Annotated in this window: 20 protein-coding genes and 1 tRNA gene; 7 read left to right on the plus strand and 14 right to left on the minus strand. The window is 34.9% G+C overall.

Annotated elements, in window-relative coordinates; all coding sequences use genetic code 11:
• Positions 1-274: 274 nt before the first annotated feature.
• A complete protein-coding gene (locus NQ782_RS04710) occupies positions 275-1,138 on the plus strand; it encodes a hypothetical protein (RefSeq protein ID WP_057094300.1) in 864 nt (287 codons plus the stop codon).
• Between the two features lie 197 nt (positions 1,139-1,335).
• Here NQ782_RS04710 and NQ782_RS04715 read toward each other — a convergent pair.
• Positions 1,336-1,412 (minus strand) — tRNA-Ile (locus NQ782_RS04715).
• Between the two features lie 157 nt (positions 1,413-1,569).
• Here NQ782_RS04715 and NQ782_RS04720 point away from each other — a divergent pair.
• On the plus strand, positions 1,570-2,802 hold the full coding sequence (locus NQ782_RS04720; protein ID WP_002133371.1) for an integrase family protein: 1,233 nt from the start codon (positions 1,570-1,572) through the stop codon (positions 2,800-2,802).
• 584 nt (positions 2,803-3,386) lie between these two features.
• Here the strand turns inward: NQ782_RS04720 and NQ782_RS04725 are convergent.
• On the minus strand, positions 3,387-4,286 hold the full coding sequence (locus tag NQ782_RS04725) for a LysR family transcriptional regulator (protein WP_001010550.1): 900 nt from the start codon (positions 4,284-4,286) through the stop codon (positions 3,387-3,389).
• Positions 4,287-4,375: 89 nt separating this feature from the next.
• Between NQ782_RS04725 and NQ782_RS04730 the strand changes: the two genes are divergently transcribed.
• On the plus strand, positions 4,376-4,813 hold the full coding sequence (locus NQ782_RS04730) for a PACE efflux transporter (protein WP_001161758.1): 438 nt from the start codon (positions 4,376-4,378) through the stop codon (positions 4,811-4,813).
• A 57-nt stretch (positions 4,814-4,870) separates the two neighbouring features.
• On the opposite strand, the gene NQ782_RS04735 is transcribed toward NQ782_RS04730, so the two are convergent.
• From NQ782_RS04735 to NQ782_RS04745, 3 genes are all read right to left on the minus strand, one after another.
• On the minus strand, positions 4,871-6,286 hold the full coding sequence (locus NQ782_RS04735) for a cytosine permease (RefSeq protein WP_000378386.1): 1,416 nt from the start codon (positions 6,284-6,286) through the stop codon (positions 4,871-4,873).
• 252 nt (positions 6,287-6,538) lie between these two features.
• Positions 6,539-7,003: a hypothetical protein gene (locus tag NQ782_RS04740; protein WP_001046931.1), complete on the minus strand. Its 465-nt coding sequence runs from the start codon at positions 7,001-7,003 to the stop codon at positions 6,539-6,541.
• Positions 7,004-7,115: 112 nt separating this feature from the next.
• Positions 7,116-8,045 carry a DMT family transporter gene (locus tag NQ782_RS04745; RefSeq protein ID WP_001043467.1) on the minus strand — a complete coding sequence of 310 codons (930 nt, stop codon included), beginning with the start codon at positions 8,043-8,045 and terminating at the stop codon, positions 7,116-7,118.
• 94 nt (positions 8,046-8,139) lie between these two features.
• Between NQ782_RS04745 and NQ782_RS04750 the strand changes: the two genes are divergently transcribed.
• Positions 8,140-8,991, plus strand: coding sequence for a LysR family transcriptional regulator (locus NQ782_RS04750; protein ID WP_032058854.1), 852 nt, complete (start codon positions 8,140-8,142; stop codon positions 8,989-8,991).
• A 40-nt stretch (positions 8,992-9,031) separates the two neighbouring features.
• Here the strand turns inward: NQ782_RS04750 and NQ782_RS04755 are convergent, their stop codons facing one another.
• The 6 genes from NQ782_RS04755 to NQ782_RS04780 all read right to left on the minus strand — a co-directional run bounded on the left by NQ782_RS04755 (position 9,032) and on the right by NQ782_RS04780 (position 16,553).
• On the minus strand, positions 9,032-9,658 hold the full coding sequence (locus NQ782_RS04755) for a sterol desaturase family protein (protein ID WP_000900341.1): 627 nt from the start codon (positions 9,656-9,658) through the stop codon (positions 9,032-9,034).
• 103 nt (positions 9,659-9,761) lie between these two features.
• The gene (locus NQ782_RS04760; protein ID WP_057093710.1) at positions 9,762-10,757 is read right to left on the minus strand and encodes an AraC family transcriptional regulator; all 996 of its coding nucleotides are present in this window, start codon (positions 10,755-10,757) and stop codon (positions 9,762-9,764) included.
• An 843-nt stretch (positions 10,758-11,600) separates the two neighbouring features.
• Positions 11,601-12,620: a fimbrial protein gene (locus tag NQ782_RS04765; protein WP_057093418.1), complete on the minus strand. Its 1,020-nt coding sequence runs from the start codon at positions 12,618-12,620 to the stop codon at positions 11,601-11,603.
• Positions 12,617-15,154 (minus strand): fimbria/pilus outer membrane usher protein, encoded by a 2,538-nt coding sequence (locus NQ782_RS04770; RefSeq protein ID WP_139842068.1) that lies wholly within the window; start codon positions 15,152-15,154, stop codon positions 12,617-12,619. The genes NQ782_RS04765 and NQ782_RS04770 overlap by 4 nt, the downstream gene beginning before the upstream one ends.
• Positions 15,155-15,205: 51 nt before the next feature.
• Positions 15,206-15,946: a molecular chaperone gene (locus tag NQ782_RS04775; RefSeq protein WP_086230983.1), complete on the minus strand. Its 741-nt coding sequence runs from the start codon at positions 15,944-15,946 to the stop codon at positions 15,206-15,208.
• Positions 15,947-16,016: 70 nt separating this feature from the next.
• Complete coding sequence (locus tag NQ782_RS04780; RefSeq protein WP_000713430.1) at positions 16,017-16,553, minus strand: fimbrial protein; 537 nt, start codon at positions 16,551-16,553, stop codon at positions 16,017-16,019.
• Between the two features lie 445 nt (positions 16,554-16,998).
• Between NQ782_RS04780 and NQ782_RS04785 the strand changes: the two genes are divergently transcribed.
• A complete protein-coding gene (locus NQ782_RS04785) occupies positions 16,999-17,349 on the plus strand; it encodes a hypothetical protein (protein ID WP_001061891.1) in 351 nt (116 codons plus the stop codon).
• Between the two features lie 63 nt (positions 17,350-17,412).
• Positions 17,413-17,625, plus strand: coding sequence for a hypothetical protein (locus tag NQ782_RS04790; RefSeq protein ID WP_000030991.1), 213 nt, complete (start codon positions 17,413-17,415; stop codon positions 17,623-17,625).
• Positions 17,626-17,670: 45 nt separating this feature from the next.
• Here NQ782_RS04790 and bioB read toward each other — a convergent pair whose 3' ends face one another.
• Together bioB and queG are read right to left on the minus strand one after the other, a co-directional pair.
• The gene (gene bioB, locus NQ782_RS04795) at positions 17,671-18,660 is read right to left on the minus strand and encodes a biotin synthase BioB (RefSeq protein ID WP_000175362.1); all 990 of its coding nucleotides are present in this window, start codon (positions 18,658-18,660) and stop codon (positions 17,671-17,673) included.
• 99 nt (positions 18,661-18,759) lie between these two features.
• Complete coding sequence (gene queG, locus NQ782_RS04800) at positions 18,760-19,848, minus strand: tRNA epoxyqueuosine(34) reductase QueG (protein WP_000204462.1); 1,089 nt, start codon at positions 19,846-19,848, stop codon at positions 18,760-18,762.
• 28 nt (positions 19,849-19,876) lie between these two features.
• Here queG and NQ782_RS04805 point away from each other — a divergent pair, with 28 nt between their 5' ends.
• Positions 19,877-21,337, plus strand: a complete 1,461-nt coding sequence (locus tag NQ782_RS04805) for a bifunctional ADP-dependent NAD(P)H-hydrate dehydratase/NAD(P)H-hydrate epimerase (protein ID WP_057094076.1) — start codon at positions 19,877-19,879, stop codon at positions 21,335-21,337.
• Positions 21,338-21,341: 4 nt separating this feature from the next.
• On the opposite strand, the gene ruvC is transcribed toward NQ782_RS04805, so the two are convergent.
• Positions 21,342-21,887, minus strand: a complete 546-nt coding sequence (gene ruvC / locus NQ782_RS04810) for a crossover junction endodeoxyribonuclease RuvC (protein ID WP_001128330.1) — start codon at positions 21,885-21,887, stop codon at positions 21,342-21,344.
• Positions 21,888-22,115: the final 228 nt, after the last annotated feature.

A 22,115-nucleotide genomic window follows, 5' to 3' on the forward strand; every position in this document is an offset into this window, starting at 1 on the left:
TACATTTCCATATAATTGAAACTAATTATTACTTGATATAGATTTTAAAATTTTAATCAAATTAATCATAATCAAAAACATAATTTTATTCAAGCTAATATTATAAAAGCTAATCAAGATTATTTTTAAATTTTTTAAATATTCTATTTGATTTAGTAGAATTTTAATTCTAATATGAATTTTCAACAAAAGAGTCTTATTTTTATCTTAACTATTTGTTTTAAAAACAGAATACGGAAATTTAAAAAATTAATAAGTTTAATGAGAGTGGATTATGCCTAAAAAATTTGAGGACTTTAATAATCCTAGGAAAAAAGCACTTGCAGGGATGAAACAAAGCATTTCAGCTGAACTTTGGGACAAAAATCTTAATTTTTTAAATCAATTAAGAGCCAAGATCGCGAAACATCCAGTATCTCATCATCCTGCAATAGAAACTTTAAATAACGGTGGAATTAATAAAGAAAACTTAAAGCGTATTCATTTAGAGTATCGCCATGCAATCGTACAAACATTTACAGATGCTTTATTAATGGCTCAATACCAGACAAAGCAGTTAGAACCTAGGTTGCATGCAGGTGCAAAGATGTTTCCGCGCTGTCTTTTGAGTCTTAATATATTTGATGAGTTTGGGTTTCGGCCTGGGACCGACAAAGACGGTTATTATCAAGGTAACCCAGAATATGCACATTATCCTTTATTTGAAGATGTCCTTGATGATTTTGGAGTGACGGAGGACGAGCGCCGGAGTTATCAACCAACAGAAATTGCACATCAGGTGAGAGAGTTTCTAGAAAATTCCTATAAAGACTATAAAGCCGTTTCTGCTTTATTAGCTGTAGCTGAAGAAGAAGTTATTTTGTACAGTCCACCTTTACGAAAAGCAACCAGTGCTGTAGGTATAGCGGTCGAGGGTGGTGGCTATTACCATGTGCATGGAGTATCTGAAGATGAAACTGCTGAGGCAGCAGATGACGACCATGAAGAAGATCTATGGTTTATTTTAATGCAAGCTTGTACAGAAGAAGACTACACTTATTTAGAAAACCTATGCCTCGAATATTGTGATTTATGGGAAAAGTTTTGGGATGTTCAAATGGAAAACTCGAAATCAATCCTGAAACAAAATTTAGCTTAAGAACAGGTCAAATAATCAACTCAAACATTTATAACAGTCCTAAAGGTTGAAAAGGAATGCTCAACAATATGGAAATTGGAAAAGACTTTTAATGTTTAATTGAACAATTTTTGAATAATGAAGTGATATTTGGCTATATTTTAAAAATATCTAAAGTTAAAAAACCCCAAAAACTTAAAGTTTTTGGGGTTTGTATTTGGTGGGCCCACACAGACTCGAACTGTGGACCAACGGATTATGAGTCCGCTGCTCTAACCGACTGAGCTATAGGCCCTATAATCAGAAAAGCTTTTAATCTCAAGGCTTTTCAGTGCCTGCAATACTAATCAATTTTTTTATTAAACACAAGTATTTTTCAAAAGTAGCAGCAGTAGACCTGAAAAATATTTTGCTATATTGTTAATTATCACAAGCGATAGGGATTCTAGCTTATGAGCACTTCACGAGTAAAGCTAACTAAGTCATTTATCGATCAACTTGAACTCACACCGGCTATTTATCGTGACAGTGAGATTATTGGCTTTGCTATTCGTGTAAATAACTCTTATAAAACTTACATTGTGGAGAAGAAAGTAAAAGGGAAATCAATTCGTTGTAAATTAGGGGATTATGAAAAAATTACTCTTGAAGACGCCCGTATACTTGCACAGCAGAAGTTAAAAGAGTTAACTGACTCAAACTCTTTAAGCATTAAAAATAATAAAATATTAAAAAATAGTTTAAATGAGAAAATTGACCAGCCTTATCTCAAAGAAGCTTTCCAAGTATATATAAATCACCACGAGTTAAAAGAAAGGACATTAGCCGACTATAGAGAAGTTATAGAAAAATATTTAATAGACTTAAGTGAACTTAAACTGATTGATATTACTGAACAGAGGATTGAAGAAAAGTATATTCAGCTATCTCAGTATAGTTATGCAAAAGCTAATTTATCTATGCGTGTACTTAGAGCGGTCTATCGTTTTTCAATTATGTATTATCAAAATAAAAATTGTGAAGTAATTATACCAAGGATAAACCCGGTTAATTTGTTAAAGAAGAAACAGCTCTGGGAAGAAATTCCACCTCGAAGAAACTATATCGATGTGGATAATCTAACCAAGTGGGTGCAAGCAATTATTGAATATAAAGGTAGGGGACAGGAAAATGAAACAAATAAGGATTTTTTATTAACACTTATATTAACAGGGCTTTTTAGGAATGAGTGTGAATCTTTACATTGGAAAAATATAGATTTAGAGGAAGGAACTCTTTCTTTTATAAATCCATATAATAATGTGTACTATAAAATTTATATGGGAAACTTTCTTTGGCATCTGATGAAAAAACGAAGAATACAAAATAAAGGAGAGTGGGTTTTTCCATCTGTAAAATCTGAATCTGGTCATATTATTAATATTTCGAAATTTAGAAAAAAAATTAATGAGCAATGTAATCTTTCTTTTACTTTTCAAGATCTACGTAGAACATTTTATTTTGTGTTAAATCATTTAACTAATAAACCATTAGCTAGCAAAAGAACAGATCAGTATGAAGAAAAGCTAGACGTTAAGAATATTGCTCATGCTCAGGATATGCGTAATAGAATGAACAAGGTTGAGCAAATTATTCTTGGTCCCTATCGAGATGAACTTATTAAATCTATCAATATTAACCTATAAAATTTTGTCCTTTCAAAGCTAGAAATAGAAGCTGTACGGGTTCAAAAATAGTATAAATTTAAAGTAAGTTTTATGGATAAAACCTAGAATGATGATTGTTTCTCATTTTCTACAACCTTTTGTAATTGATCAATTTTATACTTGACTAAAACACTTGGAATTTATACAGTAGTAGAGTATTTTTGATAATTATTATTATTGCTTAGTCCTGAAATACAGTAAGAAGCCTATTCATCATGAATAGGCTTTTTGCTTTCTTTAATTTAATCATAGAGTTCTCGTTTTTTATGAAAATTAGTATAATAAAATCAATAAAATAAGTGTTTTTAATAAATTGAAAAAGATTGTCACGTAATTTTTCATTATGAACAAAACTGATTTAAATAGTACTCAAAGTGTAACATGGCTAAATGCTAAGTTTAACTTTCAATCAATAAGGCATAGGAGTGTCATCATGTTTAAAGCAATGTTTTTCTTCAGTGCAGGTGCGATGTTTGGCTATTGTTATAAGCATTATGATGAAAAAGTTATAGAGTCTAATAAATCTAAATAGCTCCTAAAAAAACCGTCTAAATGGCGGTTTTTTAATGACAATTTTGAGATAAGTTTGCTTGAACAATCTGGACAAGCTCTCTGGCTGCTTTCGATAACGGTTTATCTTGAAGCCAAATGAGATAAATAGATAAAGGCAAATGATTTTTCGTATTTTTAAAATCTAATTGAACTAAGTGGCCTTGTTCAATTTTTTCTTTTACCAAAGATAAGGGAAAATTTCCCCATCCTAAGCCAGCTTCGACCATATTAATTGCTGTTTGTAAGCTATTCGTTTTCCAGTACATTGCTCCAATGATTGAACGTGAGTCTTCCATATCCAGCTCACTACTTGCGACCACAATTTGCCGAATATTAATTAACTCTTCAATCGTGTTTAACTTATTCTGTTCTTTTAAAAACGGATGATGAGCAGAGATCGTAGCAATAACTGTTTCTGACATTACTAATTGTAGGCTTTCACGCATTTTTATATTGAGATTTGAACCTGCAAGGCAAAGGCTAATATTTTCTGTATAAAGTAAATTTAAAATATCATCTTGAGGAGCTGTAATAATTTCTAGGTTAAGAAGAGGAAACTTCTCTGCTAGTTGCTTTATGGCTTTAAAAAGTAATTCAGTATTCGCATCTGAAACCACACCTATTTTTAATTTACTTTCAAGACCAAGTGAAAGTTCATAAGCATGCGTAGCTAATAGCCTAAGTTGTTCAGCAATAATACGGGCTTGAGGTTCCAATGCTAAAGCCGCCGCGGTAGGAATAACTTTGCGGTGTGTACGTTCAAATAAGTGATAACCAAGTTCTGCTTCAATATTGGCAATTGCCATACTCACTGCTGATGGTACTCGATTTAACTTTCGTGCCGCGGCCGAGAAAGATCCAGTATCTAATACAGTTAAGAAAAGTTCGATATTTTCACTATTAAAATTCATTTTGATATCAGTAGAACTGAAAGCTGTTAACTTTATATGTGATTTTAACTGAAACTAAAATAAAAAGAAGTGATAAAAGTTGAAAGATTATGCAAGGTTTAAAACGTCGTATTGTTTATGTTTCTTCTTATGAAATTATTGGAATGGTGATTTCATCAGTTGGTTTGGCTCTTTTGGCCGGAGATAGTGTAGAGCACACTGGGCCACTTTCAGTGATGATTACTACTATTGCGGTAACGTGGAACTTTATCTACAACATTCTTTATGAAAAATGGGAGGCTCGCCAAGAAAGTAAGTCGCGTACGGTTAAACGAAGAATTGCACATGCGATCGGATTTCAAATTACTTTAGTAATGTTCTTAATTCCGCTTATTGCGTGGTGGATGAATATTTCTCTTGTTGCCGCATTTTGGTTAGATGTTGCATTTATTATTATCATTCCAATTTATACATTCATATTTAATTGGACATTCGACAAGTTATTTGGATTACCTGCCTCTGCACAACCAAACACTGCTCAACAGTAGAAAAATATTAATGAGATATCAAAGTGTTATTTTAGACTTTGATATCTCGTCTTAACATTATTTTACTCGTTCAAGTTGAAGAGCTTTTGAAATTTTTATTTGAGCTCTTTTGGCAAGTACATAATATAAAACTGCAGTGGATAACAATCCCACTAGCCAAGATAAATCGACTCCACCCAACATTTCGGCAATTTGTCCTTTATAGAATTTACTATCAATAAAGGGCAACTGAAGTAAGATACCAATACAATAACAAGCGATTCCAATCGTGTTCCAGCGGCCATATTTACCATTTGGGTCATATAAGGCATTTACATCGCATTCTTCTTTAGAAATAAAATAGTAATCAACTAAATTAATTGCACTCCAAGGAATGAAAAATGTAAGAAGGAACAAAATAAAAGATTTGAATGCGCTTAAAAAAGTATGTTCACCTACAACTGCAATAAATGTTGAGATAATTACCATTGCAAGAACAATTGTAAGTCGCGTTAATTTTGAAATTTGAGCACTTGGCTTAAAACTGTTCCAAATGGTCGCAATACACATAAAACTGCCATAAGCATTAAGTGTAGATAACGTGACCTTTCCGAATGCAATACTAAAATATAAAAAAGTAATCACAAGAGCGATTGGATTCATGCCTACAACGTACTGAACTTCATTGCCAACAAAACCACCATTCGAGACTTGAGCAATGAATACACCGAGCATCATTGAAATTTGGGAGCCTATTAAAGACCCAAGCCCAACTGCCCAAAATACGCGTGTTGAAGATGTTTTTGTAGGAAGATAACGAGAATAATCTGCTACATAAGGTCCAAATGAAATTTGCCAAGAAGCAGAAAGAGAAACTGCTAATAAAAATGATGACCAGCTAAAATGCCGTACAGCAAGCAATTCTGAAATATTAGAGAGAGCTAAAATTTGAGTTAAAATAATAACAAAAGCAATTAAACCAATAACACTTGCAACTTTGCCTACCCAATGAATTAAACGATAGCCAATTGTCGCAAATATAATAATAAAACAAGCATAGATTAAAATACCTGTTGTATTACTCACTTGTGCTAGATGAGCAATTGCTTTACCAGCGAGTACCTCACCAGTGGCCGTAAAGCCAATATACATAAGACAAACAAGAATGATGGGGATACAGGCACCATATACCCCAAATTGGACTCGACTCGAAATCATTTGTGGGAGGCCTAGTTTTGGACCTTGAGCTGCGTGTAAAGCCATGACGGCAGCACCAAAGCATTGTCCAATAAAGAGGCCAATGATTGACCAAAATACATCACCACCTAATACGACGGCTAATGCACCTGTAACAATAGCTGTAATCTGTAAATTGGCCCCGAACCAAAGCGTAAATTGGGCAAATATACTGCCATGCCTTTCATTTTCAGGAATAAAGTCAATACTTCGGTTTTCAACAAATCCGCTTTTCGATTTCCCAGCTGATGAGTCCATAACACTCTCCTTATCCTTTAAGAGCTTTTCTATTATTAGATCCATTTTTGTATAAACAAATACAAACATGTATATACAAGTTATTTGAAAAAGAAGCAAATGGTTTTTTGAGCCGATACCTTAAAATTTTTTTGTTTGTAAATTAAAACGAGTTGAGAAAACGAAACTGATGTTATGGCTATTTTTATAAAGATGAGTCTGTTTGATCCGTAAATTCAGTTTATAAAAAAGCCCTCCATTGAGGGCAGATAATCAGACTTCTGCATCAAGGATTGCTTGAAAAAATACAGGTAACTCCGAAAATTGAACTAATTGTGTTTTATCAGCGTGTTTGTAATAGTACTGATAGTGGGGTGTTTCAAAACCACTATCAAGATATTGGGTTGCATCAGAAAATTGGGCTTTTGCAACGGGCTTATCCTTTTTAAATTTAACAATAATTGGATTAACGGAATTTAATTTAACAGGAACACCATTCTCGAATTTGGCTGTTTCAATGAGTAGAGATATTTTAAAATCACCAAATACTACACAAAACTGTCCTCCATTTTCTGTTTTGATTTCTCGATCATGAAAAAGTTCTTTAAATAAATTTTTTAATGATTCTCTATGCTTGTCTAAAGCTAACTGGAAATCATGATCTTGCTGTTCTAGTTTCTCTTGCTCTTCTTTTAGCAATTTGGCCTGTTTTTCGATAGTTGTAAAATCCAAATTCATCTTAATTCTCCTTGTTGTGTTTTAAAACTATATATGGCAACCATTTGTTAAGTTTTAAAGAAACATACATTCTTTGTTACAACGCAATAATTAAGATGAATTTGTGTGATCATTACTTTGTGCAAGGCTTAGCTATAAGTGCAGGACGTTTAATCTGAATAAATCCTCCACTACTCATCACGCCAAGCATGACTAAAGCTGTGCCTATAAGTTGCCAGATATTAAGTGATTGACCAGCTAACAAGGCAACTAACATACTAAAAACCGGAACAAAGTTAAAAAAGATTGATGCTCGGCCTGCACCTAGTTTTTGAATACCATTAAACCAAAATAAATAAGCAATCATGGTAGAACAAATAATGACGTATCCCATAGCTAAGTGTGCAGTGATAGGCGCCATAGCAATTGCTTGAGAAGGGTGCTCAAAAATTACACTTAATATGATTAAAGTCAAAGCACCGAACATCATGGAAAAGGTTGTGGTCTCTAAAGGTGTAGCATTTTTTACATAACGGCGTGATAGCACATTCGCTAAACAAAAACTGACACCACCTAGTAAGATGAATAAGTCCCCGATTGCTATTTTTAAATGTAGTAGCGTTGAAATATGGCCATGACTAATAACAAAAAGTACACCACTTAAACCAAATACAACACCAATAGACTTATTAAGTGTTAGTTTTTCTCCATCAAGTAAAATTGTTAACAATAAAGTAATTAAAGGTGTTGTGGCCATGATTAAAGCGCCATTGACTGCTGAGGTGGTTTGTAAACCATAGAAACAGCCTAGGTTAAAACCGGCAATACCTATAATTCCAATAATAAGATAGATAGCTAAATTTTGCCGTAATGCGGCCCAACGTAGCTTTCCTATAGCTGCAAAAAGAATAAATAGACCAAGGCTTGCAATTGTAAAACGTTCAGCTGCTGCTGAAAGAGGTGGCATATATTGAATCACATAAGACATCGCATTAAATGCCGAGCCCCAAAACAGCATTGTGATTACAACACCAGTATAGGCATACACCATTGATTTATTCATGATTGGGCTCCGAAAAAGAATGTCTTTATTCTGAGTAATCACATAAAGGTGTACAATTCCATATTAATTCATCTCTGATGTGAAAATTTGCACAATGATTGATTGGGAAAATTTACATTACTTTTCAGTTTTTTCTGAAGAGAAGACACTTTCAGCTGCTGCAAGAAAGTTAGGTGTTGACCATGCTACTGTTGCAAGAAGAATTGCCCAGTTAGAAGATAATTTAAAACTAAAATTAGTGGACCGTAGACCTCGTACTTATATTTTAACTTCAGAGGGGGAGCGTCTGGCCAAAATCGTGACACGTATGATGGAAGAAACATTTTCTATTGAACGTCTAGCTCAGGCAGGACAACAGGAAATTAGTGGAGTAGTTTCGGTAAGTCTACCGCCAGCTACGGCTGCGCATTTAGTAATGCCTCATCTTGGTAAGTTTTATCGTCAATATCCTGAGCTACAATTGAGAATACTCGGTGATGTTCATTATGCCTCCTTACAGCATCGTGAAGCAGATATCGCAGTTCGCTTTGGACGCCCTAAAGATGATTATCTAATTGCGCGTAAAGCTGGTGAAGTTCCTTTTGGCATATATGCAGCCCAAGAATATTTGGATGCTATACAAGAAGAAAACTATGGGTGGATTAGCGTTGAAGTTGGTGGAGTTCAAGGACAAAAACAGCAAAAGTTAAAACAACGGTTAAATTATAAAGAGCCTGTTATGGTTACGAATCATCCTGAGCTTCAATGGCGGGCTACTTGTGGAGCAGTTGGCTTAGCTGTACTACCTGATTTTTTAGGCCAGCAAGGTCATTTAGTAAAATTACCTGATGATGACCCAATGAGTGCTGAAATTTGGTTAGTAATTCATGAAGATCTGCGGAGTAGTCCTGCAGTAAGAGTAGTGATGGATTTTCTTTTAGATTGTTTTGAAGCTTTTTGTGTATAACATCGATGCTGCTAATTTTTAGCAGCATCTTTATGCCGATTTATGTTAAAGCGACTTCTATTCCTTTATTTAAATCGGATTTATCTTTTTGTGAATTTAAGTCAATTTTAGCAAAAGACTTTTTGAGTATTTTATGCGCAAATGTATTAACTCTTTTTTCAAGCCAATGAGGTAATTGTATTCCTAAAGGATTAGTTTCAGTTTTAGAAACTTCTGTTGTAACTCTCGTACCCATAATATAATCGAACCATGGTCGAGTTACGCACCAATTAGCATTTTGATTGCTCGTCATATGATGATCATAATGCCAAGGTATACGGTTTTTAGCATACTCTGGATCTAAATGTGATTTGGCATGTATTCGCCAGTAATTCCATATTCCGTAATATAATCCAGCTGTAAAAAAAGGTGCTACTGGTAAGAATACTGTTGCCGCGCCTGCTAAACCAATTAATGCTGTTTTTTCATTATAAATTTCTGCATTTTTGAACATTGATTCTGCATAACCTTGATCATGAAAATTATTTAAGCGAGCACGTTTATGATGAGCAATATGAGTAAAAAAAGGGCTGTTACGATATTTGGTTGGAAATTCATGAAGCCAAACCTTATGAAAATACCATTCCAAACCATTCGCGACAAAAATACCTAATGGGAAACCAAGCATAACAAAAACTTCTTAAAAAATAATTTGATTCATTCTATGAGAAGTTACTGTTATATTTTTGACTTAACAGGCAGTGTCAATATTGCCTAAAAGATCAATTTATTCATTTTTGTTTACGTTGACGATAAGCGCTAGGGGTTTCTCCAGTCCAACGCTTAAATGCTCTTGTAAATGCTGAAGGTTCTGAAAAACCTGTTAAATAAACAATCTGATCAATGCTTTCCTGAGTATGGGCAAGTAAGCGCCTTGCTAGTCGTTCTCTATAATGGTTTAAAATTTGCTCATAGGATGTATTAATTGCTTGAAGATCTGCTCTAAGAGTTCGGGGATTTCGATTTAACTGTTCAGCAATAAACTTTTGATCAAAATTACCTGACTCAAGAAGACCATTGCCGAGTAAACGTTCAATAGCGTAAATGAGACGATGTTTTTCTAAGTTAGCTAATTGTTGCTCTGCAATATTTTCATGGACTTTCAATAATTCAGGTTCAGCTGCTGGTGAGACTTGTTGTAATAATGTGGATGGAAAAATAATAGCTCCAGTTGATTGACCTAAAACCACAGGACATTTCCAAACCTTTTTATAATTGTCATTTGAAGCCCCTTTCGAGTAAGTCAGATGAATTTCTGTAGGGGCGAAACTATTATTTGTAATATATTTAAAAAAATTAAGAAATATACCGATTGCAGCTTCTAAATAATGTCTTACTGAGTGTTCAAAGCCCGATAAAATTGCTTTATCTTGTTCAACAGTTAAGGTGAGATCAAAAACGTCTGTGAGTAAAGCTTGATATTTTAAAGCTCTTTTTAAACCCTCACCGAATGTAGAACTACTTAAAAATAAATATTCAATAACTAGTCCTCTAAATACGGGCATTTGGCTCCCGACATGCAAGCCAATATCTTGATCTTTACTGATTATTTCAGCTGCATTCCAAAACCGATATTGGGTCGAATTATCGCGTCGAATAGTCTTATCTGGTGGCTGATTTGGTAAGTTAACGCTAGCAAAAATTGATTCGGCATCTAAACCCATGTTTTGCATTGTCTGGTAAGTCATCCATAAAAAGATGCCTGCATCTGAGGACTTTTTAAACATACTTCAAAGCTGATCCTTTTTTAAATTTGTGCATGAACTATTCAATCATTCTTTTATTTGTACTACTACTGACTTGTTTGACTAAAGTGATTAATCAGGAAAACTTCCTGCATCTTCTCTTGCTTGCTTCAAGGCTAGAAAAAAACACAGCAAAAAAAGTAAGCCAATAAAAAATAAGAAAAAATCTAAATAACTAATACCTAAACCAACTCCGAAAGCCCCTAAACTTAATAATAAAATACAAAATATTTTCCAAATAATGAGCATGTGGTTTTGTAATAAAAACTTGAAGTTAGGCTGTAATTGAAAAATATTTCCAGATATGTGTTTGTTTTTTTTCTTATAGGTTGTGTAAAGCTTTATAATTTATCGAATTACATAATATTTACTTCTAACTAAACCCTCCTAATTGAGCACTTTTTAATTTTACTATACATTCGTATATATAAAATTTATGTTTTTTGAATTAATAGAATGATAATTCTTTAGAAAGCCTGTAAAATAGAAATTGCAAACTTTATTTTTAATTTATTTTTATTTAAAATTAAGGGGTTAAATAAATTTATCAAACTTTTGTTAAAAAAAAGACTTGATATTTAAGCTAAATTTTGAAATTATAGTCATGCAAATTGTGATCTATTTCCCACAATTTGTATTTCAGGTTAAGTGGTTATCACTAATGCTCATTAGCTTTTTTCGCTTATGAGCATTTTTTTAATTTATTTATTAGTAAAATTTAAAAAATAATGTGTGTGATCATTTGACTTTTTTAGTATTAATTAAAAATTATTCATTCTATAAAGCCTACTACTTACTACTAAGCTCTAGCGTTTAGAAGAAATACTAATCATATTGGATCGTTACCGTTGCATTAGCTTTGACTTCACCGGCTGTTACATTCGAAGCAGTTTGATAATAACGCGCCGTTAAAGGAATATCGTACTGTACTGTCTGGTTAGAACTTACTGTACCAATATCTAGTTTGTTTCCTTTTCGAATAGGATTGTTCGCGCCATTCATATTCCATAACAATTCAACACCAACTCCGTTCGCTTTAGTTGAGTCAGCAGCACTGTTATTAATAACCTGACTATTTGAAGTGTCAGAAATGTAGTCAAAGCTTAAACTCAGTGTATTACTCGTTGGTACACCCGAGTTATTTTCCCCACCGTTACAAAGAATCGATAAATTAAAGTTTTTCTCACCTTGAGTTGATCCAATAGCTCTAAAACCTGATTTCATCACAGCGGGAAGCTGAACAACCGTATCTATACCGTTTTGAATTTCACAAGAAGATGATGCAATAAGAATAGGGGAGCTGCTTAATACTGTGGTTGTTAAGAAAGGACGATTTTGTTGTCCTGTTACATAATAGGTACTGTAACGACCAGCAACTAATGCACCTGAACCTGTAGTTGCAGCAGTTTTAATCACTTCCATAACAAAATAGCCTGGTGAAAGTGTATATGTTGTATTAGGAGTCAAGCTGCGTTTATAAGGGTAATATCCAGAAAAATCCGTAGAGTCGAATGCCTCTCTATAAAGTCGAATACCTATACCCGGAATATTGGTTGCATACACATTATTTCCAATCGAGCTAACAGGATAGTTTAATGGAAGTGCCGCTGTAATTTGGTCACTGACACGGTTGCAAGTTGCAGTAGAATTATTGGGTGAAATAGTAAAAGTATTCTTTTGGAGAACTGTTCCGATTGGATCGGTCGGGCGTACTACAATAGTCCCAATCGTCATTGGAATATCGACTGTGGTAAAGCCCTTGCTTAAAGTACAGTTGGCATAGGTTTGGTTATAAATAAAAAAACTAGTGATGAGTAAACCGCTCTTTATAAGCATTTTTTTCATTTGCAGACTGCCTCTGTCATAATAATTGATTGTTTTTCCTGTAAGATTTTTGATTGAATGTCATAATCAAGTTGACATTCTTCACTATTACTTTGTCCCCATTTCACATAAAGATGATCTTGAGTTAGGGGAGTACGTAAATAAATCCGGCTACCTTGAGCTACCATTCCGACTATTTCATTGTTTTGATTAAAAACTTGTGCTGCAAATGGCAAATGGCCGCCATTAGGTGTTTGGGTGCTAATAAAAACTGCATATCCCGTTTTTGTTGAAAAGTTAACTTTAGTGATTGATCCTGCATACGGGGCAATACGATGACTTGTTTCCGTAAGTTCAACAGTTGATGGCATCCCTTGAGGGTCAAGGCTAATGTCATTTAAGCGATAGGGGGTTACATAAGGAATGACAGCATAACCTTGTTTATTAATGCTTAGACCAGGCGTATTGCCGACTCGAGCACCAGTCGCTTGAGGCGCATATACCAATACCATGGTCTGTACTTGGTCTGGGCCAAATAAAATACCTTGTGAGTGAGCGACCAAGCTTCCATTTAAATTGATCATTTCTTGTTGGTATGTATCGGACTGACCAAAAGAAGCGCCTATAGTTGTATAGTTAGTACGGTAGGTGCTATTAATATTTAGGCTTGTTTGTCCTTGATCTTGATATGAAATTGATGAGCCATAATCAAAGCGGTTTCCGATATAACCACTCATTCCTAAAGTTCGGCTATCTTCTGAAATAGAGCTATTAAAATTAACGGTATTTTTTTTAAATTGAAGTGGAAAAGATAAAGACAACAAATATTGCGTTTCATGACCAGAATTTTGATTTTCTTGGTCAAGCTCATGAGTAATTGCAGAAATACTGTAAGTCAGATCTTTAAACTGATTACTATATCCAAATTGGAATTGTTGATTACGATTAGGCTGGTTCCAATAATTAATCCACGAGCCTACTAAATAAAAATTACCCCATTGATTTGGAAGGCCTTGGTTTAATGTGATCTGAAATTCACTTTTTTGTTTCCCCACGGAAAAGCTATCAATATCTTGTTGTTGCAAGTCGCGAATTAAAATTGAATCGCGTAATTTCAAATAATTTTCTGTGGAATATCTATACGTAGCTAAAGTTAAATTGGTGTTGGTTGGAGTAAATAGTCGGTTATAACTTAAACGATAACTTCGTCCTTTAAGGGTGGGCTTTTGTTCGAACTTAGCTGACGACTGAGTTGCATCAAATGAAATTGCACCGATTGGGGTTGCAAATGCGCTACCTATTAAAAAAGACTGGTAGTTTTCAGTTGCCTGAAAGCCTGTATAGCTTGTTAAATAGTTATTGATACCTCTTTGATATTTACCTTGCACTAGCCATGGTTTTAGATTGATATTGGCATCTCTAAAATGTCCCAAAGTAAAAGAATATCGGCTCATTTTAGGTCTTAGCATCTCAATGACAGAAGCATAAGGAATAGAAAACTTTTGAATTTCTCCATTTGTTTCATATATAGAGACTTGTAATTCGCCACTGAAGCCTGTGGGATAAAGATCATTAATTTCAAAACTTCCGGGTGTAACAGTCGTTTGATAAATTAAATTTCCTTGCTGACGTACCTCTACTTTTGCATTGGTTTTGGCATAACCTCGAATTTGGGGAGCATATCCGAGCATACTGTTAGGAAGCATGCGGTCATCACTTGATATGTTAATCCCACGATAAGGTAGGGCATCAAAAAAATTATTATTGGTAAAATAATCACCTAAAGTAACAACACTATTGAGCTTGGGAAAAGCCTTTTGGGCATATGTATTATTTGATGTGTAGGAAGAAACCTTTTCTTGTATTTCATTATGATCTTGCCATTTCCACTGCCCAGTATGGCGTAATTGCCAATCATAGAGATTTAGACCAACATTTGTACCCATAAACGCATGATTTGTTTCATGGTTATTATTTACAATACGATAGGCAGAAGCATTGTATGCAAAAAAAGCTGCATTTATACCGCGGTCCCATAAATGTGGGTCGACATACCCTTGAGCATTCTTTTGTAAAGCAACTTGTGGTATTGAAATATCAAGTCTCAGACGAGAAGTATCAAATTGATAAAAAGCATCGTTAACCCACTTGTCCAAGTCATTACAGGTAAAGGTACTACTTACTTCATGATGAAGAATTTCTGGTTTAACTCCATATTCTAAAAGCATATCTGGGGTAAAACAGGTCTTTGCATTCTCATTCGAACGAGTACTTTTAAAAACAAACTTTCGTTTTCCTAACCACTGCCCATTAATATAGACGTCAAGACTATATTCACCCGGTAAAATAGGATTGCCGTACTTAAATCGACCAATATCAATTTTCTGTGCATTTCCCACTAAAAAATTAGTATCAAAATCAGCTTTTAAAATATTTTCCCTATTCATATTGTCTGATGCATATACAGTTAAGGGGATATTAATTGCGAGACTCAATACTAAATAATATGTAGTGCGCTTTTTAAAGCATATACTGGATATGAACCATTCTGACATCGTCTTTATGCCTGTTCATGAGTAGGTGTTTAAATTAAAAAGTAGGTAAGCTTAGAACCTTATTACTTGTTCAATTCTTCCACCATAATCATTTATATAAACAAAGCTCATATTTGTTATATTGCTATTTTTAAGTTTTATTTGATCTTCTGAAAAAGGAGAAAGCATTAAACCCTGTTTTAATAAATCTGTTTTTTGATGATTTATTTCTTGAAAAATTGAGCTTATTGTAATGTAAAAGGGAGTAGGGTTTTTAATAAGCAAGTTTTCACCATTTTTTACCCACTGAATTTTTTCACTTAATGTATTAATATTTTCCTTTAAATCTACTGGTCGATAAAAGAACTTAATTCGTGAACGTATCGCTAATTGAAGAAAATTATTGGTTAATACTTCATTATTTTCTTGTTTGTTACCTTCCGGCCTTGGTGGTATATCTAATACATTAAGCCAAAATACACTTTCTTTATTTTGGTTTAATTGAGAAGCATTAGGTAGTGCAGTAATTCGTAAAGTTTGCCCTTTAGAGGGTTCTACTCTTGAAATAGGTGGTGTAATGATAAAAGGGACATTCGCTTCATCGGGAGTTGATTTAGCGTTTCCATCATCAATCCAAGCTTGAACCAAGGAAGGCGCTGTACCGTTATTGCTGAGTTGTAAGTTTACTTCTCGAGCATCTGATGGATAGATTACACGTGTACCATGAAGTACTATTTCGGCATGCCCTGTAGTAGCAATTAATGCTTGAAGACAAGCCATTCCCCAAAAAAATTTACGACCACGAAAAAGCATGAGTCATATTCTCAATAATAAATAATAGATGAGATATAGCTTCTATTTAAAAATAGAAGCTGGTTTTAATTTATTGATAAATAATCGTGTATTTCACTTGTGACGTTACAGTACCTGCTGTAGATGCTCCAGTTGCATAATATTCAGCATAATAATTAAGATCGGCATTCCCTCCAGCAGAAACATTTACCCATTGTGAGTTATCTTGTGCACCAGAAGCACCTTTCGCAATTACAGGAATTACTGCATTGTTGCTACCCAATAATTGGATGTTGACATTGGCAGCTGCGCCAGAGGTAGCTTGGTTCAATAGTCGACCAGTATTAAAATCAACTGTTGCGCCTGGTTCAAAATAAGTCGCGACTTTACCAACTGAAGCACAATTCGTTAAATTGATTTGAAAAGGTGTACGACCAGCAACATCGCCCGCATTTTTCAAAGATTGAGATGATACTGTTGGTAAATTTACAGTGAGATTTTTATCACCAGTATCAATCGTACACGTATTATCAGTTACTAAACCATTAATAGTGATCGTACCATCAGCTGCTTGTGCTGCTGCAATATTAAAAAGAGAACTAGCCACAATAAAAATAAATTTTTTCATAAAATCCCCAGAATATTCAATAAATATCGCTTTATTACTCTTCAGTGCTTTTATTCTGATCAAGTAATGCGGTGGAAATATAGCACCTTTCAAGTAAAAAACAAGAATAACATTATATTTTTATGTATTTTGATTGGTTATTTTTTATTGATAAATGCGGTTTTTATTTTAATTTATACCATATGGTAAAATATCATGAAATTATTTTATTTAAATTAATTTGATAATAATTTTCATTTAAGTTTTTTAATTTTTAAGAATTGATTTTTTTATTGTAATTTTATATAAATTATATATTTTTGGATAAATTAACTGGTTGATTTTTATTATTAAAATTAATTTTTATATATCGTGTAAATATATTTATTTTTTTAAGAAAATTTTAAGGTTTAATTCCTAGTGTTTTAGTTGTAATTCAATAAAAGATCATCTGGAGTTTGGTTCCATGAACAACATGAAATACACGTATAAACCGAATTATTTTTTCTTTGCTCATAAATTAGTCTTGTTTTTAAAAGACTATTTACTCAAACATCCTACTGAACAGAACACGACGTTTAATTTACAAACAATTTATGATGTCTTTAGCCACGATCTAGCCTCTAGCACAACAAATCTAGAAGGTATTCTAAACATTGCGGATGAGTATGTTTTAGAAACAGAAGAGGGCCTTTTACCATTGATTAGTAGCCACTCAATCAATTTAAAGAATCATGTACTTTCTTTAGAGTTTTCACCTAAAGCGTTAACAAGCTTATTGTCGGGGCGTTCATTAGTGAATCCGAAGGCTGCTTAGATTTTCTTTTAAGGCAGAATGAACTCATATAAAATTCATAAAATTTATTTTTAAGAGTTATTTATGAGTAAAGACTTTAAAGCCTTAACTTATATTGCGGATGATAATATAGCAGATACAGTGACTTGGCTCTTACACCATCAAGATGTTTTTGAATCTTTTCACTTTGATGTATTGAGCCAAGAATTATCGGTTACCCATGCGGCAGGTAGGGATATTATTCGAGTTGGAACCTTTCTGAACGCGACTTATGGCATATTAGTCACTTCTGTATAAATGAAAAAAGCCCTGAATGATCAGGGCTTTTCAATTTTGATGAGGTTAAGCACTCATCGCATCTACTGATAAATCAGAAACAGTTGGTTTTGGCTTTTCAGCTGTTAACCCTAATTTATTAAATAACGCTTGGTCTTTACCTTCACCTGTATTTGGCGTCGTAAGTAATTTATCACCAGAGAACAGAGAATTTGCCCCCGCCATAAATGCTAAAGCTTGATCTGAGTCACTTAAAGATTCACGACCAGCAGATAAACGAATATAACTATGCGGCATAATGATACGTGCTACCGCAATAGTACGAATCCATTCAATAACATCTAGTTTTTCAACATCAGCTAATGGTGTACCTTCAATTGGAACAAGCATGTTAATTGGCACAGATTCTGGATGAATAGGCAAGGTTGCTAATTCATGTAACAAACCAATGCGATCTTCACGGCTTTCACCTAAACCAACAATACCGCCACTACATACTTTCATACCAGCTTGACGTACATAATCTAAAGTATTCAAACGATCATCAAAAGTACGTGTGCTGATGATGTGGGAATAATACTCGCGAGATGTATCAAGGTTATGGTTGTAATAGTCTAAACCAGCATCTTTTAGGCGTTCTGCTTGTGATTGATTAAGCATACCTAAAGTCATACAGGTTTCCATACCTAGTGCTTTAACTTCACGTACCATTTCTAAAACATAAGGCATATCGCGCTCATGAGGGTTACGCCAAGCAGCACCCATACAAAAACGAGATGAACCTGAATCTTTTGCAGCTTTTGCTTCGCTAATTACTTTTTCAACAGCAATACGTTTTTCTGCTTCTAATTTTGAATCGTAATGTGCAGATTGAGAGCAATATTTGCAATCTTCAGGACATTTACCCGTTTTAATAGATAAAAGGGTGCTGACCTGAATTGTATTGGCAGTGAAGTGCTCACGGTGTACTTGTTGAGCCTTAAAAACTAAATCCAAAAAAGGTTGTTCATATAGAGCTTGGATTTCTTCACGAGTCCAATCATTACGTAGAGTCATTGTCATATCCATGATGATGGCATTAATTCACTGTACATAATCATACAGAATTCGTATTAAAGCTATAGGGCAAAAAACATCATTTTTTTAATTTGATAGCTAAAGTTGATTAAGTTGCTGTTCAATTGCCCAATCAATATGCACATTGACGATTTCGTCATGTAAACTTTTGCCTTTGTTTAGCTGATCTACAATTTCTTTTGAGTACGGTGCGTTACCTAAACCGATAGCAATATTACGTTTGAAGGATTGATAACCTGTACGTCGTATTGGGCTGCCTTCTGTATTGGCTAAAAAAGTAGCTTCGTCCCACTGCCAAATATCAAGCAGACTAATATTATCTAAACCATGTCTAGGATTGAAATCGGGAATAGACGCTGTTTTAGCAAAACTATTCCACGGGCAAATTAATTGGCAGTCATCACAACCAAATATCCGGTTACCAATGCCTGCACGTAATTCTTCTGCAATGATTCCTTTATATTCGATGGTGAGATAAGCAATACAGCGTCTAGCATCTAACATATAAGGTTCGACAATCGCTTGTGTCGGGCAAATATCAATACACGCACTACAAGAACCGCAGTGAGAAGTAGCAGGTTCATCAAAAGGTAAGTCGAGTGATGTAAATAGTTCACCTAAGACAAAGAATGAACCCGACTTTTTATGAATGAGTAAAGTATGTTTACCTGTCCAGCCCATCCCAGCACTTTCAGCTAATGATTTCTCAAAAATAGGTGCCGAGTCAGCAAAAGGGCGGGATTCAAAATCTCCCACTTTTTCACGGATACGTGTGGCTAACGTTTTTAATCTGCCACGCATCACCTTATGGTAATCACGACCACGAGCATAACGGGCAATAATCGCAGAGTTTGGTTCGAAGGGTACATATCGTGGTTTTGGCGATTCCACCAAATAATTCATACGTACGCAAATAATACTTTTTGTTCCTGGCACCAATAAAGTTGGATCTGCTCGCTTTTCCAGATTTTCTTCTAAATAGGTCATATCTGCATGATAACCACGTTCAAGGTATTCTAAAAAACGTGGCATTTGCTCTTGAGCATCTGGTTTGGCAATGACACAATCAGCAAAACCCAAGTCTAATGCTTGAGCTTTGATCCATGCTTTTAATTCATGTGGATCAATTTGTTGCACTGCAATGCGTGATGTGTTGGAAGATGTCATAAACCGAAAAATGCAAGAGGATAAGAATATGCAGGCGGTAGTTTACCATAGCCAAGATATCCAGGCATGGGAGCAACGTTGGTTTGCTGCGCAAAACTCATCATTAGGTTTAATGCAACAAGCAGCTTGGTCAATCACTCAACAACTCATTGTACTTTTTCAAAAACAAAATTTTAAGAATATTGCTGTTTGGTGCGGACAGGGCAATAACGCTGGTGATGGCTATTTTATAGCAAGCTATCTCAAACAAGCTGGGTTTTATGTTGAAATATTTGCGGCTGACTTGGGCGAGTCAGCCGATTTACACCATGCTGTCCATTTTGCTAAAGCAAATCATGTTCAAATACACCAAGGTTTTGAGGTCAACAGAACATTTGATTGTCATATTGATGCGTTGTTTGGGATTGGTTTAAACCGTGAATTAAACGGTTATTGGCAACACGCTATTCAACAATTTAATGGGCAAGCAGGGCTAAAAATTTCGATTGATATACCAAGTGGTTTAAAAGCAAATACTGGCTCTACCTTACCTTGTGCAATACGGGCTGATCATACATTTACTGTTTTAGGGCTTAAAGCAGGATTATTTACAGGCCAAGGCAAAGAATATGCAGGACAAATTCATTTAATTAATTTAATACCAATAGACCGAGAGCTGAAACCTCTTGCTTACTTGACGCCAACACATATCAAACTTCCTAAACGTTTGGCTTTTGGACATAAAGGAAGTTATGGGCATGTTTTGGTGATAGGTGGACATGAGCAAATGGGTGGGGCCGTCATTATGGCTGCTGAAGCTGCTTTTCATGCAGGGGCAGGCAAGGTTACGGTAGTTTGTCATCGCAACCATCATCAGGCTATTTTGTCGCGAGCTCCTAATATTATGCTGCGTGATATTAATGATTTCGATGAAAACGGTATTAAAGAAATTTTATCTCAGGTTGATGCAGTATGTTTTGGAATGGGGTTAGGTCGTGATGACTGGGCACACCAAATCTATCAACAGTGGTTTAATTATTTAAATCAGACTTCACATTTAGAAGTTGTATTAGATGCAGATGCCCTATGGTTTCTCGCAAAGCAGCCTGAAAAATTGAGTTTACATATTTATGCAACACCTCATCCGGGGGAGGCCGCTACATTACTTGGTTGTTCTACTTGGCAAATTGAAAATGACAGAATTGCTGCGATTTATGCGTTGCAGCAAAAATATGCAGGCCAGTGGGTGCTTAAAGGAGCAGGCAGCTTAATTTTAGAAGATAACTTGTATATTTGTACGCAAGGTAATGCAGGTATGGGAACTGGTGGAATGGGAGATGTGTTGGCGGGCATGATTGCAAGCTTGAAAGCCCAGTTCCACAAAGCAGTTACCCTACATGAGATCGTAACTCTCCATGCTCAGGCAGGTGACCAACTTGCCAAACAAGGCATGCGCGGTTTACAAGCTTATGAGATGAATCAAGCAATTACTCAAGTAGTAAATCAATAAAACTTTAGCGTCTACGGCTACTAGAGCGACTTCGTCCACGAGCCATACCACCTAAAGCATTCAAGACGGTTAGTTTGCTCATACTTCCTGAAGCATGGGCATGACAAATTGCAGCAGCAAGAGCATCGGCTGCATCGGCTTGAGGTTTAATGGTCAGGTTAAGTAAACGCATTACCATCATTTGTACTTGTTCTTTATCGGCAGCACCATATCCCACTACAGACTGTTTAATCTGGCGCGCAGTATATTCTGCAACTTGTAAATCTAAATTCACTAAAGCGGCTATAGCAGCTCCACGGGCTTGACCAAGTTTTAAGGCAGAGTCGGGGTTCTGTGCCATAAAGACTTGCTCGACCGCAGCTTCAGTAGGACCATGAAATTTCACAATTCGCTCAACACCAGCAAAAATACGCTTCAAGCGCTCTGGCATCTCTTGAGTTTCCGTTCGGATTGTACCGGCATCAACAAAACGTAGTTTACTACCATCTTTTTCAATGATTCCGTAACCTGTTAAGCGTGAACCTGGATCAATTCCAATAATCAATGGCATGTGAAGACTTACTTAAATAGTTTAGAGGGTATTGTTACATAGCCAAATCGGTTCTGCATGAGTAATTTAAAGAATGCTGCTATGAATGGTTATTTTTCGGTTTTTAAGCCTAAAGATTTATATTGTCCACCCAATTTTCCATATATTCACAAGGAAGAGTTTGAAATCATTTGATGTAATTCTATTTTAATGGAATACTTATCTATAATGGTGGAATTGAGCTTCTTT

Origin of the sequence: Acinetobacter sp. BD54 (genome assembly GCF_044778325.1) — a bacterium.
Lineage (GTDB): Bacteria > Pseudomonadota > Gammaproteobacteria > Pseudomonadales > Moraxellaceae > Acinetobacter > Acinetobacter baumannii.